Annotated in this window: 17 protein-coding genes; 11 read left to right on the top strand and 6 right to left on the bottom strand. The window is 64.6% G+C overall.

Features of this window, described 5'->3' with window-relative positions; genetic code table 11:
* Positions 1 to 482: 482 nt before the first annotated feature.
* The 4 genes from I7S92_RS17360 to I7S92_RS17345 all read left to right on the top strand — a co-directional run bounded on the left by I7S92_RS17360 (position 483) and on the right by I7S92_RS17345 (position 5,098).
* On the top strand, positions 483 to 1,157 hold the full coding sequence (locus I7S92_RS17360) for an RNA polymerase sigma factor (RefSeq protein WP_197646663.1): 675 nt from the start codon (positions 483 to 485) through the stop codon (positions 1,155 to 1,157).
* Complete coding sequence (locus tag I7S92_RS17355; protein WP_174212419.1) at positions 1,154 to 1,819, top strand: RNA polymerase sigma factor; 666 nt, start codon at positions 1,154 to 1,156, stop codon at positions 1,817 to 1,819. Before I7S92_RS17360 ends, I7S92_RS17355 begins: the two co-directional genes overlap by 4 nt.
* A gap of 370 nt (positions 1,820 to 2,189) precedes the next feature.
* Positions 2,190 to 4,598 (top strand): heavy metal translocating P-type ATPase, encoded by a 2,409-nt coding sequence (locus tag I7S92_RS17350; RefSeq protein ID WP_197646661.1) that lies wholly within the window; start codon positions 2,190 to 2,192, stop codon positions 4,596 to 4,598.
* On the top strand, positions 4,595 to 5,098 hold the full coding sequence (locus I7S92_RS17345) for a hypothetical protein (RefSeq protein ID WP_174212417.1): 504 nt from the start codon (positions 4,595 to 4,597) through the stop codon (positions 5,096 to 5,098). Before I7S92_RS17350 ends, I7S92_RS17345 begins: the two co-directional genes overlap by 4 nt.
* A 40-nt stretch (positions 5,099 to 5,138) precedes the next feature.
* Here I7S92_RS17345 and I7S92_RS17340 read toward each other — a convergent pair whose 3' ends face one another.
* Complete coding sequence (locus I7S92_RS17340) at positions 5,139 to 5,327, bottom strand: hypothetical protein (protein WP_174212416.1); 189 nt, start codon at positions 5,325 to 5,327, stop codon at positions 5,139 to 5,141.
* Positions 5,328 to 5,420: 93 nt separating this feature from the next.
* Between I7S92_RS17340 and I7S92_RS17335 the strand changes: the two genes are divergently transcribed.
* A complete protein-coding gene (locus tag I7S92_RS17335) occupies positions 5,421 to 6,464 on the top strand; it encodes a type II glyceraldehyde-3-phosphate dehydrogenase (protein ID WP_174212415.1) in 1,044 nt (347 codons plus the stop codon).
* 23 nt (positions 6,465 to 6,487) lie between these two features.
* On the opposite strand, the gene I7S92_RS17330 is transcribed toward I7S92_RS17335, so the two are convergent.
* The 4 genes from I7S92_RS17330 to I7S92_RS17315 form a co-directional block, all read right to left on the bottom strand.
* Positions 6,488 to 7,006, bottom strand: coding sequence for an SRPBCC family protein (locus I7S92_RS17330; protein WP_174212414.1), 519 nt, complete (start codon positions 7,004 to 7,006; stop codon positions 6,488 to 6,490).
* A 16-nt stretch (positions 7,007 to 7,022) separates the two neighbouring features.
* Positions 7,023 to 7,670, bottom strand: a complete 648-nt coding sequence (locus I7S92_RS17325) for a hypothetical protein (RefSeq protein ID WP_174212413.1) — start codon at positions 7,668 to 7,670, stop codon at positions 7,023 to 7,025.
* Between the two features lie 319 nt (positions 7,671 to 7,989).
* Entirely contained in the window at positions 7,990 to 8,406 is a 417-nt protein-coding gene (copM, locus tag I7S92_RS17320) for a CopM family metallochaperone (protein ID WP_174212412.1), read from the bottom strand.
* Positions 8,407 to 8,435: 29 nt separating this feature from the next.
* The gene (locus I7S92_RS17315) at positions 8,436 to 8,624 is read right to left on the bottom strand and encodes a heavy-metal-associated domain-containing protein (RefSeq protein ID WP_174212411.1); all 189 of its coding nucleotides are present in this window, start codon (positions 8,622 to 8,624) and stop codon (positions 8,436 to 8,438) included.
* Positions 8,625 to 8,797: 173 nt separating this feature from the next.
* Here I7S92_RS17315 and I7S92_RS17310 point away from each other — a divergent pair, with 173 nt between their 5' ends.
* The 6 genes from I7S92_RS17310 to I7S92_RS17285 all read left to right on the top strand — a co-directional run bounded on the left by I7S92_RS17310 (position 8,798) and on the right by I7S92_RS17285 (position 15,229).
* Positions 8,798 to 11,272 (top strand): heavy metal translocating P-type ATPase, encoded by a 2,475-nt coding sequence (locus I7S92_RS17310; protein ID WP_435532922.1) that lies wholly within the window; start codon positions 8,798 to 8,800, stop codon positions 11,270 to 11,272.
* Positions 11,269 to 11,739, top strand: a complete 471-nt coding sequence (gene cueR / locus I7S92_RS17305; RefSeq protein ID WP_197646659.1) for a Cu(I)-responsive transcriptional regulator — start codon at positions 11,269 to 11,271, stop codon at positions 11,737 to 11,739. The genes I7S92_RS17310 and cueR overlap by 4 nt, the downstream gene beginning before the upstream one ends.
* A gap of 449 nt (positions 11,740 to 12,188) precedes the next feature.
* Positions 12,189 to 12,524 (top strand): hypothetical protein, encoded by a 336-nt coding sequence (locus I7S92_RS17300; protein WP_197646658.1) that lies wholly within the window; start codon positions 12,189 to 12,191, stop codon positions 12,522 to 12,524.
* 152 nt (positions 12,525 to 12,676) lie between these two features.
* On the top strand, positions 12,677 to 13,348 hold the full coding sequence (locus I7S92_RS17295) for a cupredoxin domain-containing protein (RefSeq protein ID WP_197646657.1): 672 nt from the start codon (positions 12,677 to 12,679) through the stop codon (positions 13,346 to 13,348).
* Positions 13,349 to 13,362: 14 nt separating this feature from the next.
* A complete protein-coding gene (locus I7S92_RS17290) occupies positions 13,363 to 15,030 on the top strand; it encodes a cbb3-type cytochrome c oxidase subunit I (protein WP_197646656.1) in 1,668 nt (555 codons plus the stop codon).
* Positions 15,031 to 15,055: 25 nt separating this feature from the next.
* Positions 15,056 to 15,229, top strand: coding sequence for a hypothetical protein (locus I7S92_RS17285; protein WP_174212406.1), 174 nt, complete (start codon positions 15,056 to 15,058; stop codon positions 15,227 to 15,229).
* Positions 15,230 to 15,541: 312 nt separating this feature from the next.
* On the opposite strand, the gene I7S92_RS17280 is transcribed toward I7S92_RS17285, so the two are convergent.
* Positions 15,542 to 16,567, bottom strand: coding sequence for a hypothetical protein (locus I7S92_RS17280; RefSeq protein WP_242070259.1), 1,026 nt, complete (start codon positions 16,565 to 16,567; stop codon positions 15,542 to 15,544).
* Between the last annotated feature and the right edge of the window lie 201 nt (positions 16,568 to 16,768).

The following is a 16,768-nucleotide window of genomic DNA, read 5'->3' as shown; positions in this document are numbered from 1 at the left end:
AGTGACTACATGACATCCAACGCCCCATCAGATTTCCGCCGGGAAGCGCATGCAATCTGCATGGCGTTCCTCGTCGCAATACTGGGCTTGGCGATAATGCTCGGTTCCGTGGCCCCGATGGAGCCGCATCAGGCAAGGCAGAGCGACCAACACAGATCTGCCATCGTGAATGTAGCAGCAATGTCTCCGCATGAATGCCCCACTTCGTCTGGCAGTCTCGGTAGTCATTGCCATCTTCAATATGCCGTTCCGGCCAGCGGATCAGGCAACGCGCCTGTGCCGATCGTCGCTCTCGGAAGCCACTGGGTGCGTCTGGAACTCTCGTGCCGAACTCAGCATCGGCCAAGCGGACTGCTTCGTCCACCAAACGCCGTTTCGCAACTCGCCTGAAACCGGAATTCCGTCTGCCGTTGGCTGATCATCGTCGATCGTCATTGTCATGACCGGGTTCCATTCACGAGACTTTGCGAACGGAAATCGCCATGCTTTACACCGAGATCTTTCGGTCCGACCTCCCGCTTCCGCAGCCCGTTGAGCCCGACCCGTGCACAAGAATTGTCGCCAGACGCGGTAACTACCTGAACTATCTGCGCCGCCGGGTGAGCGACCCGGACACTGCGGAAGATCTTCTGCAGGACTTCAACCTGAAGGTCATTCGGGCTTCCCGCCGCGTCGGCACGATTCACAACACCGAAGCTTGGCTATCCCGCGTGTTGCGCAATACACTTTTTGATCATTACCGTCGGTGTGATGCGCGCCGCCGGGCCGATGCCACCTACGCAATCCACACTACCGCGCTTTCCGCATCTGACGGCATGGAGCCAGACTTGGCAGAAGCCGATTCGGCTGACGGGCAGTTGACGGACATTGAGCAGGCCCTGGCGCGCATCCGTCCCGACCAGGCAGAGCTGATCCGTGGCCTTTATTTGCGTGATCAGACCAGAGACGCTCTTGCGCGCCAGTTGAACGTCTCGATCGGAACGCTGAACGTCCGTATCCTGCGCGCCCGTCGCGCCTTGCGCGACGCGCTGACGGGCCCGTCCGGCCACACTGGCGCAATCGGGACAGCGGCGGGCTCCAATCCCGATTTTTCCGGCTTCTCTGTCCGGGTGCCGGGTCCGCACGTTACCCGAACAGGAGAAGAAGGTTTCGCATGACGGGTACTATCAGGACGGCCAAGGTCAGTGACGATCAGGATCAGCACCCAAATCCCGGAGTCAGCGCGCAGCGCGCAGCGGTCGAAGCAGCCTTAGTCGAGGGCCATCGCCGGATTTTCGGATTCCTCGTCAATCGGTTGAGGAATGCCGATGAAGCACGCGACGTGATGCAGGAATTTTCTTTGCGAGCGATCAGGCGCGCCGACGATCTGCGCGACGCGCAAAATGTGCGTGGCTGGCTGAGCCGCCTGCTCTCGACTGCTATCGCGGACCATCATAGGCGTTCCAGTCGTCGGCGCAGTCAGGAAGTGCCCGCCACTCCGTCAGAGGAAGCAGATCCCGCGGCCGGTCCCGACGGTGAGGTCGATGTCGCCGTCTGCGCGTGCCTGCGGGATGTGATCAGCCTTCTTCCCCCGGCGGCGGCCGACATTGTCTGGCGGATTGATCTTGACGAGCAGCCGCGAGCGGAAGTCGCCCGCGCCCTGAACATCAGCGAAGCGACACTTGCGGTCCGTTTGCATCGCGCGCGCGCAAAGCTGCGGGACCTGCTGGTCGCCATGTGCCTGACCTGCCCGGAGCACGGCTTTCTTGACTGTGCCTGCGACAGGGCGCGAACGCTCAGGCTGACTTCCGGAGGATCTGCAGAGGGTTCGCCGGTGTAATGGTCGCGGACGCGCCGCGTCCTTACCACGGCGAGTCCCCTGAGCGGGACAGTCCGCCGAAAGATCAACCCCTGACCCTGGAGATCCAGAATGACCAAACCGGAAACCAGACTGCAAGCAGAGACGAAATCTGCCGCAGGCGGCTGCTGTGGGTCGCACGGAGAGCATGGCCTTGACGCCACATCGTCCGAACGCGCATCAAACGACCAGCATGTCGAGCGGGCCAAGGCGACAGGCGCCGACGCGTCCGCAGACAGGCCGAAAGCGAAGCACGGCTCAGGTTGCTGCTGCTCCTGACGGAACGCCACTGCGACGCGCCGCAATGCCCGGCGCGCCGCAGCCCAGATCAGCCAACGAGGGACGACGTACAATGACAACCACGGCCACACTCGACTTCAACGCTTCGGCGGATCGGCTGGGCCATCTCGGCATCGAAAAGCAGCTTGCCGCACTGCCGGGTGTGCTGTCTGCCTCTGCCAGTCCGGTCGGCCTGTCGATCAGCGTCACCTTCGACGACAGCAGGACCAGCGTGGAAGCGCTGCGTCAGGCTGTCGAGGACTGCGGCTACCACTGCGCGGGCGAAGTGCTGCCGCGGCATGTCTGTGCCGAACACGGCAGCCATGAGGGCCAGGCGGCGGCCGGAGCTTCGGTGCATGCCGGGCATGACATGGCTTCGATGCCCAGAATGTTGCCCGGCATGGCGAAATCCGCCATCGCCCACCCCACCGCCCATGACGAGATGGCGCATGAGATGGGCCACGGGTCGGGCGACATGCAGTCGATGGTGCGCGACATGCGCAACCGCTTCTGGGTGGCGCTGGTCTTCACCATCCCGATCTTCATCTACTCCCCGATGGGCGGCATGTTCACCCCCCCCGCCCCGCCCTTTGGCCTGCGGCTTGACCTCTGGCTGTTCATCCTGGCGAGCATCGCGGTGATCTGGCCGGTCTGGCCCTTTGTCGTCGCCGCCTGGCGGGCGCTACGGAACGGCATCCTGAACATGGCGGTGCTGGTCGTACTGTCGGTTGGCACAGGATATGCCTTCAGCGTCGGCTCGACCTTCTTTTTTCCCGGCGTGCAGTTCTACGAGGCGGTTGCGGTCCTTCTGGTGTTCATCCTGCTCGGCCACTGGCTCGAGATGCGGGCCCGCGCCGGGGCGTCCGAGGCGATCAGGGCGCTCCTCGACCTCGCCCCGCCGATGGCGACGGTGATCCGCGACGGCCGCGAGGTCGAAATGCCGACAGCCGAGGTCCTGCAAGGCGAAACTGTGGTGATCCGGCCCGGCAACAAGATCCCCGTTGATGGCGAAGTGATCGAGGGTACGTCTCTGGTCGACGAGTCGATGCTGACTGGGGAATCCATGCCGGTGCAGAAGGGCGTCGGCAGCATGGTGATCGGGGCCACGATCAACAAGTCGGGCACCTTCCGCTATACCGCCACCAAGGTCGGCGCCGACACAGCACTGGCGCAGATCGTCAAGCTGGTGCAGGAGGCGCAGAACTCCAAGGCCCCGGCGCAGCTTCTGGCCGACCGGGCCTCGCAGTGGCTGGTGCTGGTCGCCATCGTCATCGGCGTCGGCACCTTTGCCGTCTGGTATGGCTGGATCGGGGCCGAACTCCTGTTCGCGCTGACGCTGACGATCACTGTCTTCGTCATCGCCTGCCCCGATGCCCTGGGGCTGGCGACGCCGATGGCGGTCATGGTCGGCACCGGCCTTGGCGCGATGAACGGCATCCTGTTCAAGAATGCCAGCGCCCTGGAGGATGCCACGAAACTTGACGTGGTGATCTTCGACAAGACCGGCACCCTGACCATGGGCCAGCCCAAGGTCGTCGAAGTGGTGGCCACCGAAGGCCGGACCGAGGACGAGGTTCTGGCGGCGGCGGCGGCGGTGGACAAGGGCTCAGACCATCCGCTTGCCGTTGCCATCGTCGAACGCGCCGAGAACCTGACGCTTGGCGCGATGACGGCATTCGAGACCCTCGACGGTCGCGGTGCCAAGGCCGAGGTGGCGGGCAAGGCGGTGCTGGTCGGCAACCGGCGGCTGATGGACGAGGAGAAGGTGTCGCTCGGTGCCTTGACCGACCGCGCCGACACGCTGAAGGGCGCGGGCCGGACGGTGGTGCATGTCGCCGAGGGTGGCCGCATCCTTGGCCTGATCGCGATTGCCGACGCGCTGCGCCCCAGTGCCAAGGAAACCGTGGCCAAGCTGCGCGAACGCGGAGTCCAGGTCGCCATGCTGACCGGAGACAACGCCGGAACGGCGGCGCGCATCGCGGGCGAACTGGGCATTGACATCGTGCTCGCGGATGTCCTGCCGGGGCAGAAGGCCGACAAGGTCAAGGAATTGCAGGCGCAGGGCAAGAAGGTCGGCATGGTGGGGGACGGCGTCAACGACGCCCCGGCGCTGACCCAGGCCGATGTCGGCTTCGCCATTGGTGCGGGCACCGATGTGGCGATGGAAAGCGCCGACGTGGTGCTGATGAAGAGCGATCCCTATGACGTGCTGGGCGCGATCGTGCTGTCGCGCGCGACCCTGCGAAAGATGCACCAGAACCTGTTCTGGGCGGTAGCCTACAACGTCGTGGCGTTTCCAGTGGCGGCGGGCGTGTTCTACCCCTTCACGATCAGCCCCGAAGTTGCCGCGATCTCGATGTCGGGCAGTTCGGCCCTGGTCGCGGTCAACGCCCTGCTTCTGAAGCGGACACGGCTCGAAGGCGTGGTACGCCGCTCCCCGAACGCACCGCTCCCCCAAGGCCTGCGGGAAGCGACGGCATGACCCTCGCGCTGCCTCAGCTGTCGCGACGCAGTCTTTTGGCGCTTTCCTGTGCAGGAATCGCCGCTCTTGCCTTGCCCATGTCCGCGCCAGCACAGGATGCCGCCGACGCCAATTCCATGGTCGTCGACGACGTACTCGCCTACCTCGGTGTCTTGCCCGCCGCGATCGTCCGGGGTCATCCAAGCTCCCATTCCGAAGGCACGATGCATGGCGGCGTTCCCGAGGGTCGCAATCAATATCATCTCGTCCTCGCCCTGTTCGATGCCACAACCGGCGCGCGGATCGAAGCGGCGCGCGTGTCGGTCAAGCTCATGGAACTTGGCCACATCGGGAACACCCGGCTGAACCTCGAACCGATGTTGATCGCCGGGACTGTGACCTGGGGAGCCTTCGCGGAGCTTCCCAGCCGGCAAGCCCTTGAACTTTCTTTCGATGTCATTCTTCCCGGACGGGCGAAGGGTATCGTGTTCCCATTCACCTATACCCCCACCGGGGACTGACCGGTTGCTCCGGCAATCGTCTCTGCACCCTGGCATCTCTTCAAGACTGCGCGAAACGCAGGAAGGAACCGAAATGAATGACCTGTTCGAACGCGTTTGAAGAAACGGTTGCGATCGGGCCTCGGGCATGGGCGACCCGCTCAGGACCAAAGGCGGCCAAAGCAACTGCAGCGGTGCCGCAGGCTTTCGCGGCGGCCGGACAATGGTGGTCCGAAAGAAGCTTGCGCATCTGCGGGACGTCGCGCCGCTGACGCCGGCCAACATCGAAAGCACGAGACGGTGGCAACAGTCGACCGTCCTGGTTGAAAGAGGAGAAATCGGCATGAACATCACAAAAAAGGTCCGCGTCGCGGTCAACGGCTATGGCGTCATCGGCAAGCGAGTGGCCGATGCGGTGGTGCTGCAGCCCGACATGGCGCTCGCCGGGGTATGCGACGTATCCGCCGACTGGCGCCCCCGGATGGCTTTGGCCAAGGGCTTTGCACTGTTCGGGGCAACTGCGGATCACGCGGCGGCGATGCGCGCCGTCGATCTTGCCGTCTCGGGCACGCTCGACGATCTGCTCGCGCAGGCGGATGTGGTGGTGGACTGCACGCCAAAGCGGATCGCGGCAGCAAATGTCGAGGCCTACCGCAAACGTGGCATCCGCTTCATCCTCCAAGGAGGAGAGAAGCATTCGGTCACCGGCCATTCCTTCGTCGCCGAGGCCAGCTTTGCCAGTGCCATCGGCCGCGACAGCACCCGGGTCGTGTCCTGCAACACCACGTCCATCGTTCGCACGCTCAACGCTCTGAAACGCGCGAGCCTGCTGGCACGGGCGCGCGGTACGCTGCTCCGTCGGGCGACCGATCCCTGGGAAAGCCATCTCGGCGGCATCATGAACACGCTGGTCCCGGAACCCGCTATTCCCAGCCACCAGGGTCCCGACGCGCAAAGCGTCGATCCCGATCTGGACGTGGTGACGATGGCGGTGAAGGTGCCCGAGACGCTGGCGCATCTGCATTACTGGTCGGTGCAGATGACCCGCGCCGCGACCAAGGCGGAGGTTCTAGACGCCTTCCGCGCCTCGTCGCGCATTGCGCTGATCCGCATGGACGACGGGCTCGACGCGCTGAATGCCGTGAAGGAGATGATGGCCGATCTGGGCCGCCCGCACGACAACCTCTACGAAGTCGCGCTCTGGGAGGACATGCTGACCGTGCAGGGGGACGAATTGTTCTACGCCTACATGGTGGACAACCAGGCCATTGTTATCCCTGAGACGATCGACGCCATCCGGGCGCTGACGGGATTGGCGACCGAGGCGTTCGCCACTATGGCCCTGACCGATGCGGCGCTTGGCATCGGTGCGCTTGCCCGCTGGTGATCGGCGGCAGAGGGCCGCTAGTATCACCCGCGACGGCGCGCAGCGAAATGTTGCCGCGTGCCGTCGACGATACGCGTCACACACCAGCGTGCATAAAGCGGCCCAGCCAAGAGCCCGAGCAGGCCGCCGACCACACCCTGCGGCAGCGTGTAGTCGATGAAACCGCGCAATTCGGTTCCGCCCGGGGCCGGATGGGTCTCAAACCCCATCCGATAGTCCTGAATGACGATCATCTTCTGGTATCCGGCGGTTTGCCAGATCTTGCGGACAGGCGGAACGCGCTCGGCAATCACTTCTTCCACATGCAGTGCAAGACCCAACATCCGGCCATCAATGCGGATGACCGATCCGACCTCCCTGCCCCTGCCTTCATCCAGGCGATACCGCATGGCGCCGCCCAGCATCATCGGTGACCCCCCGGACATGTGAGCGCCGATGCGCTCCGGGTCGTCGAGGAAGTCGAACACGTCCTGCGGCGGCGCAACGATCGTCGCTGAATGTTCGAAACGATGGGGGGTTTCCTTGCATCTCTGCTTCTCCATCGCCGCCGTCCGGCGCTCAGTCGATCTGGCGTACTAAGCCCGGAAAGCGGTTGAACGCCAGCTTTTGCACCAGCGCACCATCAACCGTACGGATTTCCGCAATGATGCTGCCATCGGGAGCCTCGCCGATGGCGCCAAGCACCAGGCGCGGATTGCCCAGACGGTCAAGCTGAGCCTGAAGCAAGGATTGCACCTTGTCAGGCGTCATCTCCGGGGCTGCGGAGGCTGCCTTGCCGAAGATCACTTCCAGGCTCAATCCGCTTTCCATACCGGACTGCATTCCGTCGGCCATTCCCGCCGTGGGCATCTGACCGGCTGGATGGTGCTGCGCCATCATCTGCATCATCATCTGCATCATTTCGGGAGACATCATTGCCCCCATTCCGGCTTCGCCGCTCGGAGGCTGTGGTTGCGGAGCGACCTCCGCCTCGACCGTGGCGGTCGTTTCTTCATCGACTGCCGGGTGATGCGGGTCGTCCGCCGGCGGAGGGGTCTGCCCGCTGGCCGCGCCGATAGTCAAAAAACCTGCCAGCAGGATGGACGATACACTACAAACCCTCATCTCAATGCTCCTAGCCATTTCGTGTGCAGGTTTCATCGTCTCGGCAACTGGGGCGGACGCCGCACCACTTTCGGCAGCGGGAAGCCGAATGGTTGCGAACATCTCAATCCCCCTATGCCGCAGCGTCCTGTTACGCGCTGCACTTCGCCGCGTCATACAGGCCACCTCTATCGACGCACGAACCCGCTGGAGATTACCGAGCCGCTCGGCTCTCTCTCGACCGCAGCAAGCAGACCTGCGGAACGCGCTTTCGAGAGCGGATGGCGCCATGACCGCTGCACTGCTGCATCAAACGCATTCGGGATGTGTTGCTGCCCCCGGAAGCACCGAAGAAAGAAACCGAAGGCTTCCATCCCGTGCTCCCGCCCGTCGGGCGGCGGGATGGCCGGGAGCAAGCCACCCCGCACGCCGCGGAAGTGCCCTACAGGCCGCGAGCGGCGAGCCAGGCCTTCAGCTGGGTAATCTCGGCCTCCTGAGCCGCGATCACCGCTTCCGCGAGCTTGCGGATTTCCGGATCCTTGCCGTGCTCAAGCTGGATCTGCGCCATGGCGACCGCCGCTTCGTGATGCGGGATCATGCCGCGCACGAAGTCCACATCCGCGTCCCCGGTATAGGGCACCATCATGTCGGCCATCATCTTGTCCATCGCGGCGGCATAGGCCTGTGCGGACGGATTGTCGGCCAGTTCCGGCGGGATCAGCGACATGTGGCTCATCATGCCCATGTCTCCCATTCCGCCCATGTTGGAATGGTCCATCCCCTCCATGGTCTGGGCAATGGCAAGGCCGCCAAAGAGAGCAATGGCCGCTGCCGATAGCACAAGTCTGCGCTTCTTCATTTCTGTTTTCCTTTTCTCCTTGGATTACGTCAGGCCGGCGCGTACCCGACCTCGGTCAGAGCTGCGGCCAGCCGCTCGCGGGGAGTCTCCGATCTGACTTCAACCTTGTGGGTGCTGGGATCGGCGCTGACTTCGGCTGCCGGATCGACCGACTGGATGGCCTTGGTCACGCTGCGCACGCAGCCGCCGCAGGTCATGTTCTCGATATGGAACTGCATGAGTGCCTCCTTCAGGTTTTTGCCTCATGCATTGTGAGATAGGGCTTCCCACGGTTGTAAGGTCAAGCCCACAAAGCCGTGAAGACGGAATAGAAGCTAGCCCTTGACCTTCCCATGATGGGAAGCCCTATCTATGTTCGCGGAAGCACCTTGGAAGGAGTCCCGCAATGAACATGCAGGCAAGGCAACCATCCGTATCCGCCACGGACCGGATGGTGATCGAAGTCGAGGGCATGACCTGCGCCTCCTGCGTGGCACATGTCGAACGGGCGCTGAAAGCGGTGCCGGGGGTGGCTGCGGCATCGGTCAACCTGGCGACCGAGCGCGCCGAAGTGACCGGCCCGGCGCTGGACCGTGCGGCGCTGGTGCAGGCGGTGGAGGGGGCAGGCTACGCCGTTCCCGTGCGTCCCGTCGATCTGGAGATCGAGGGGATGACCTGCGCCTCGTGCGTTGCGCGCGTGGAACGGGCGTTGAAAACGGTGCCGGGTGTGACCTCAGCCGTCGTCAACCTCGCGACCGAGCGGGCGACGGTGACGGGGTCGGCCGATCCGGCGGCGCTGGTGCGCGCGGTGGCCGATGCGGGCTACGACGCCCGTCCCGCCGCCCCGGCGATGGCTGTGTCGGACGAGACGGCGGCGAAAAAGGCCGCCGAAGAGGCTGGCCTCAAGCGCGACGTGCTGATTGCCGCCGCCCTGACCGCGCCGGTCTTCGTGCTGGAGATGGGTCGGCATCTGTTCATGCCGATTCACATGGCGATCGTGAACAGCATCGGCCTCCAGGCAAGCTGGTATGTCCAGTTCGCCCTGGCCAGCGCCGTGCTTTTCGGCCCCGGCCTGCGCTTCTTCCGCAAGGGTTTCCCGGCGCTGGCGCGGCTGGCACCCGACATGAACAGCCTGGTCGCGGTCGGCACTTCCGCCGCCTACGCCTATTCGCTGGTGGCGACCTTTGCCCCCGGTCTGCTGCCCCCTGGCACCATCAACGTCTACTACGAGGCGGCCGCAGTGATCGTGACGCTGATCCTGCTCGGCCGCTACCTTGAAGCCCGCGCCAAGGGCCGCACATCGGAGGCAATCAAGCGGCTGGTGGGGTTGCAGGCCAAGACCGCCCGCGTCGTCAGGGGCGGTGTCGCGGTAGAACTGCCCGTTGCCGAGGTCCGCCCCGGCGATGTGGTCGAGGTCCGACCGGGCGAGAAGGTGCCGGTCGACGGCGAAGTCACCGACGGGAATAGCTGGATCGACGAAAGCATGATCTCGGGCGAACCTCTGCCGGTGGAAAAGATCGCAGGCAGCGCCGTCACTGGCGGCACGGTCAACCAGACCGGCGCCTTCAGCTTCCGTGCCACGGCGGTTGGCGAGGCGACGATGCTCGCCCAGATCATCCGCATGGTCGAGGCGGCGCAGGGCGGGAAACTCCCGATTCAGGCGCTGGTCGATCAGGTGACGATGTGGTTCGTGCCCGCCGTGATGGTGCTGGCCGCACTGACCTTCGCAGTCTGGCTGGTCTTCGGCCCCGATCCAGCGCTGACCTTCGGCCTTGTCAACGCGGTGGCCGTGCTGATCATCGCCTGCCCCTGCGCCATGGGGCTGGCCACGCCGACCTCGATCATGGTCGGCACCGGGCGCGGCGCGGAACTCGGTGTCCTGTTCCGCAAGGGCGAGGCGCTGCAATCGCTGCAAGGCGTCAAGGTGGTGGCGCTGGATAAGACCGGCACCCTCACCGAGGGCAAGCCGAAGCTGACCGACCTCGTGCTCGCGCCGGGCTTCGACCGTGCCGCCGTCCTCGCCGCCGTCGCGGCGGTCGAGGCGAAATCGGAACACCCGATCGCCCGCGCCATCGTCGCGGCGGCGGGTGTGGACGGGCTGACCCTGCCCGAAGTCACCTCTTTCGACTCCGTCACCGGCTTTGGCGTCACCGCCACGGCAGGCGGGCAAAGGATCGAGGTCGGCGCCGACCGCTACATGACCAAGCTCGGCCTTGACGTGGCCCAATTCGCCGACGCCGCCGCGCAGATGGGTGATCAGGGCAAGTCGCCGCTCTATGCCGCCATCGACGGGAAGCTGGCAGCGATCCTCGCCGTCGCCGACCCAATCAAGGAAACCACGCCACAGGCGATCCGCGCGCTGCACGCCCTTGGTCTGAAGGTCGCGATGATCACCGGCGACAACGCCCGCACCGGGAACGCCATCGCCCGCCAGCTCGGCATCGACGAGGTGGTGGCCGAGGTGCTGCCCGACGGCAAGGTCGATGCGGTGAAGCGGCTGAAAGGTATCGGCCAGCTTGCCTATGTCGGCGACGGCATCAACGACGCCCCGGCGCTGGCCGAGGCGGATGTGGGCCTCGCCGTCGGCACCGGCACCGACATCGCCATCGAGGCGGCGGATGTGGTGCTGATGACCGGCCGGCTGACCGCCGTGTCCGACGCCATCGCGCTGTCGAAAGCGACGATGCGCAACATCCGGCAGAACCTGTTCTGGGCCTTCATCTACAACGCGCTGCTGATCCCGGTAGCTGCGGGGGTGCTGTGGCCCGCCTTCGGCCTCCTTCTGTCGCCGATCATCGCCGCCGCCGCCATGGCGCTGTCCTCGGTCTTCGTCCTCGGCAACGCGCTGCGGCTCAGGCGGTTTGCCCCCACGGGAGTTGCAGCATGAACATCGGCGAAGCTTCAAAAGCCTCGGGCGTCTCGGCCAAGATGATCCGCTACTATGAGTCCGTCGGTCTCATCCCGGCAGCGGGACGAACAACGTCAGGATATCGCCTCTACACGATGACCGACGTGCAGGTTCTGCGCTTCATTCGCAGGGCGCGCGACCTTGGTTTCCCGGTCGAAAAAATCGAGGAACTGTTGGCACTTTGGCAGGACCGGTCCCGGCAGAGCGCCGACGTGAAGCGGATCGCCCTGGAGCAGATCGCCGGTCTTGAGACTCGTATTCGCGAGATGCAGGCGATGATGGACACGCTCCGTCACTTGGCTGACGCATGCTGCGGCGACCACCGTCCCGACTGTCCGATCCTTGCCGATCTGCTGGAGGGCCCGCAACAAGTCGACGCCCACAGCGAAGGCGGCCGGTCTGCGGCAAACCGTTCCGGTCCGGCGACCATACTTCAAACACATTGACTTCATGCAGACCGCTGTTCCTTGGATCCGACAAGCCAGGCGGGCCGTTACCGCTGTCGTGGCAACCAGTGGGATTTTCTGGCGGCAGGTGCCGCTTGCTCCGTTCCCACCATCCCGCCTGACATCGCCGCGCTCTATGTCGGGCGCGTTCCGGACGCGAGCTTGATCGGATGGTTGGGTCTTGCCCTGACGTTGGCACGCCTGCCCCCTTCGGACCGTGACAAATCGGAATGCGCCGCATCGCCCGACGACGCGCCTACGAAAACAGGGATGCGGGTCTGATCACGCTTGATTGTTGCAAAAACCGGGGCACTTGACTTGTGTCAAGGCGAGGTCAGGTCTTGCCTGAGAGCATTGGCCATTGCTGACTGGTCAGGCGCAGAATGCAACACCAACGAAACTTCCGCACAAGGAGAAATGCCCCAGCCTGGCATGGCATCTTTCTACGGATGCTTCTCACCCTTGCCGTCGCCGTACTGGGCTTTGTCGGGCAGCCGTCCCAGGCGTCCGACGCCACGACAGCAACCGAATGCGCCACCATCGCGTCGCATTTAGGCCCCTCAGTACACATGGGTGCTAGTGAGATGGACGGCGGCGCGTCGAAAGTGCATGCGTCGCACCTTCCGGCGTGTCCGTTTCTCGGATGCATTTCGATCAGTCTTGGCGAGGGCAATCCACTGACGCCGCTGGTGTCGATCGAGACTGCTGTGACCTGGAGTCTCGACCGAGCAGACCATTCCGGCCTTGCCGTTTCTCCGGGATATCGTCCACCGATTGCAATCTAGGGCGCTGTTTTCCACGTCCTGCCGCTGCAGCTGAGCTGAGCGTTGGCACCTCTGACGTGTGCCCGTCCGCGAACCTGCATGCACTCCGATGAACCGAAGCGCAAAGACGCCGGCTGCGCGCGTCTGCGATCATCCACATGACGGATTGAACCATGAAACCCGACAGACACTTCACCACAAGACGTGGATTCATCGCCACGTTGGGCTTTGGTGGCGTAAGCCTCTACGGCCTCTGGGCCGCTTACGGCGCAGCCCCAAACCCCTTCGCATTTTTGCGCAACGCAGAAACCTCAGCTGCGGATTCGGACTCGATTGCCGCGATGGCGATGGAGGGTCACGGCGGAATGGCTTCGACATCGAATGTCGAAGCCTTCCGGGCCGAGCTTGCCGATTTCGTCGCCCGCTTCAGCGAGCCGGATGGATCCGTCTATCCTAGGCCGGTCGCCAATCCGGAAGCCATGTCCGGCATGAACATGGACGGGATGGAGATGGCTTCTGATGTGGAAGCAGCACACACCGAGCCGGATCATGCAGGAATGGACACGCCCGTCGAAGTGCTCATGCTGGCCGAACGTTTCTACTTTGACCCCTCGGACATCCGGCTGGAAGTCGACCGGCCCTATCGCTTCCGAATGCTGGCCGCCGACGTCACCCACGGCGCGTCGATCCAGTTCGGCGAAGGCGCCAGGATGATCCGCCTCGGCCCCGGGGTCGAGACGGAACTGCAAATGACGTTCACCCGACCGGGCAGTTTTCTCGTCTATTGCACATCCTACTGCGGACCCGGCCATGATGGCATGCAAGCCCGCATTACCGTCGTCTGAAGGGGAGGTTCCAAATGTCTGACACAATCGTTTCCCGGTTGCGCTCGCTTCCTCGTCAGGATCGGCGCATTGTCATCTTTCTGGCTGTCGCTGCACTTGTGGCGCTGATCATCGGCCTTGCGGGCGGTCTGCTGACCGCCCTTGTCCGGGCCGGGTTCCTGCCGGTCCTGCCCGAGTCCGGCTACCGTTTCCTTTCGGTGCACGGACTCAGTGCCTTCTTCTACTGGCTCTACTTCGCCCAGGCGGCCCTGCTGCTCGGGTTTTCTGCCGCCGAGCGCGGGAACGGCGGGGGGAAGACCGGACTGGTCAAGCATCCATTGGCCCTTTCCGGATCCATTGCGATGGTGCTGGGGTTCGGCCTTGGGCTTCTGGCCTCGGTGATGGGTTCGCCCCCGCTATACGACGGCAAGGCCGACCTACTGGTTGATGAACCGATGACCGCTCTGGTCTTCAGCCTTGGCTATGTCTTGCTGGGACTTGGTCTGATCCTGGTCCCGGCGTCCGCCATTGCCACGCTTCTGCCCTCTCTCGGGCGCAGGCGCCGCCGGTCTCTGGACGCGCTTGGCTTTGCCCTTCTGGCCTGGGCCGGCTTTCTGATCGTCACCGGCTTTGCGGCAATTCACGCCTTCCTGCCGGCCTTGCTCTGGGCCGCCGGACTGGGCGCCTTTCCGGCAAGCCAGGAGACAGGCTGGCACATCCTGTTCCACAATCTGCATTACTTGCCGCTCATGGCGACGGTGGTTGTCTGGTACATCCTGATGCAGGTGCTGACCGGCGCAAAGTCGGTGTTTGGTGCCAGATTCTCGAAGCTGGTCTTCAGCCTGTATCTCGTCTTCGTGCCGCCAACCTCGCTATACCACATGTTCCTCGACCCCGGCCTGCCGGAGTATGTCAAGGTGGCGGGTTCGGCGCTCTCGCTGTTCGTTTCGGTACCGACGCTGACCGCCTTCCTGGTGATCGTCGCAACGCTGGAGGTTCACGCGCGAGCCTCGGGTGCAACGGGTCTGTTCGGCTGGTTGCGCAAGCTGCCGTGGGAGCATCCCGCGACAAACGCGGCAAGCATGGCCGTGGTCAACATGATCTTCGGCATCTCGCTGGCATTCGTGCTGATCCAGGAGAAGCTGGCACCGCTGCTGTCGGATACGTTCTTCGTTCCGGGGTACTTCCATTTCTTCACGGTGGGAACCGTCAGCCTGTCGCTGCTCGCGGGACTCACGGCGTTGTTGCCAGAGTTGACTGGCCGCCCGCTTCGTGCGCCGGGGCTGCTGCGGTCGCTGCCGTGGGTGGCATCGGCAGGGCTTCTGGTATTTGGCAGCGCGGGCGTGGCTGCGGGTTACATGGGCGTGCCGCGGCGGGTGATGGATGTCACATACGGCGGCGAAGCGCCTGCGGTCTGGTCGACACTCATGGGATTTGTCGGCTTGGGCGGAACCGTCATGGCGCTCTCCCTCCTTGCCTATGCAGCGATCGCTCTGGCTTCGGTGTTCGGCCGGTCGGAAACAGCGGAGGCATCCTACCGGGCTCCGGTCCAATGGGAGGCCTTGCCCGTCGGGCGCAACGCTGCTTGGACAGGGCCGGTGTCCATCCTCGTGATTGCGGTCGCCATGTATGGCTTCAGCACCCTTGGGTTCGAGTTGCTGCAAGCGGTTCCCCTCATCGCCACTGGCGAGATGGGTCACTGACAGGAAATTCCACAGGAGATCTGACATGAAAGAAGATATCTGGCTGTTGATTGGCGTGGCGTGCATCTGGACCGCCTTGGCGATCGGCTATGCCTTGGCCCCATGGGGCGACATGATTGGCTATGCCCGCGTGTGGGGCTTCGGGGCCGCCCTGTTCTTTGCCATCGCCGCAGTTGTCTGGAGGGCGGCAAGAAGCTGAAACCAGCTTCTCTTTGCAAGCGGGCTCCTGCCTGCAGGCAGGTAGTTTTGATTTGACGGAGATAGTCATCGGGGCAAGGACGCGCGCCACATCCGAAATCGTCCTTGCCCCGTCACTTCGCGGATCAAACCTCTTTCATCTGTCCAGCTGAGGTTTCGCTGGACTGCCGCGCGGCTCGTGCGCGTCACGACATCGGCGATCAGAGCCGAGATCACCGGCCATTCGATACACGCGTTGCGCAAGGCTGCGGCGTACGGCCGGGCTGACGCCCCTTGGTGCAGTACGACATTTGCGATCCGCGCCCTGCTTTCCTCACATTTTTGTCGCCCAGATGCGGAATCGGCCCTGCCCGGTGACCTCGCGCACCAGGCCGCGAGCGACCAGTAGATCCAGGTTGCGCAGCACCGCTGCGCGGCTGGCACCCGTCTCGGCCTCGGCCTCGGCCGCCCCCAGCATCGGCCGGGCGGCCAGCGCCGCGATTAGCCGGGCGGGCGTGCGCCCGCTCAGGTCCGCCGTCGCCGCCGCTGCCCGCTCCCGCCACCCGGACAGCCGCTCCAGCGACATGAGCGCCGCCAGCACCGCCCCATGCGCGCCCTGCGCCCAGGCCCGCAACCGCGGCTCCGGCCTGCCACTGGCCGTGAGTGCCCGGAACCCCGTTAGCGCCAGCGGCAGGAACGGAAGGCGTCCCTGCCCCGCCACCCTGGACCCCAGAACCGCCGCCTCCAGCCCGCGGAGGTGCTCCTGCCGTTCGTCCAGGCTGCGCCACAGGTGAAACAGCGCACAGCCCTGCGTGACGGCGGACATATCCTCGACCCCCCGGATTGCCGCCGCCACCTCCTCGGCCAGGTCGAGGTCCCCACGCCCCTCGGCCCCTAGCAGGTCGGCCACTGCGGCCCGCACCCCGCGCGGCGAGGCCGCCGCAAGCCGCCGCGCCGCCCAGGCCGTTCGGATCACCGCGCCGCCGTCCTCCTCCGCCGCCCCGATCCGGTACGAGGTCCACAGCGCCAGCCGCTCCGCCCCGATCCGGTCCCCTGTCCACCAGCTGAGCGCCGCCGCCTCGTCCTGCGCCAGCCGCTGCACCGCACCGGGGCCGGACCCTGCCAGCCGCTCGGCCAGCCGCCCGGCATCGAAGGCCAGCGCCGCAAGGTTTGCCGCCAGCGCAGCCTCCGCAAGGCGCCATTCCCCGGCCTCGATCAGCCCCCCCGCAGGGGCGCGCGGCAGAGGGGACGCTTCTTCCGGCTCGGCGTGCAGGAACCACGGGGCCTCCTCCGGCCCAACGTCATACGGGCCGGGCAGGTCCAGCGGCATGTCCACCGTTAAAGGCTTTGACGAGCTCATACGCGCAGAATGTCAGGGTTTTGCGACTTACCCAAGCACTTTGCGATTCTTCCCATTAGACATGATAGGTCTGCCGTATCGCCCCCCTGCCCTACTGACCCTCCGTACCGTTTGATGCGGTTTTCTTGAGCTTTAGACGCCTTAGCGACAGCCAGAGCTCCATTGCAATCGTTTACAAACGGTCGTTTATTGGTCGTATCC

The organism is Tabrizicola soli (assembly GCF_015999335.1).
GTDB lineage: Bacteria > Pseudomonadota > Alphaproteobacteria > Rhodobacterales > Rhodobacteraceae > Tabrizicola > Tabrizicola soli.
This window is presented reverse-complemented; position numbering and strand designations above follow the sequence as displayed.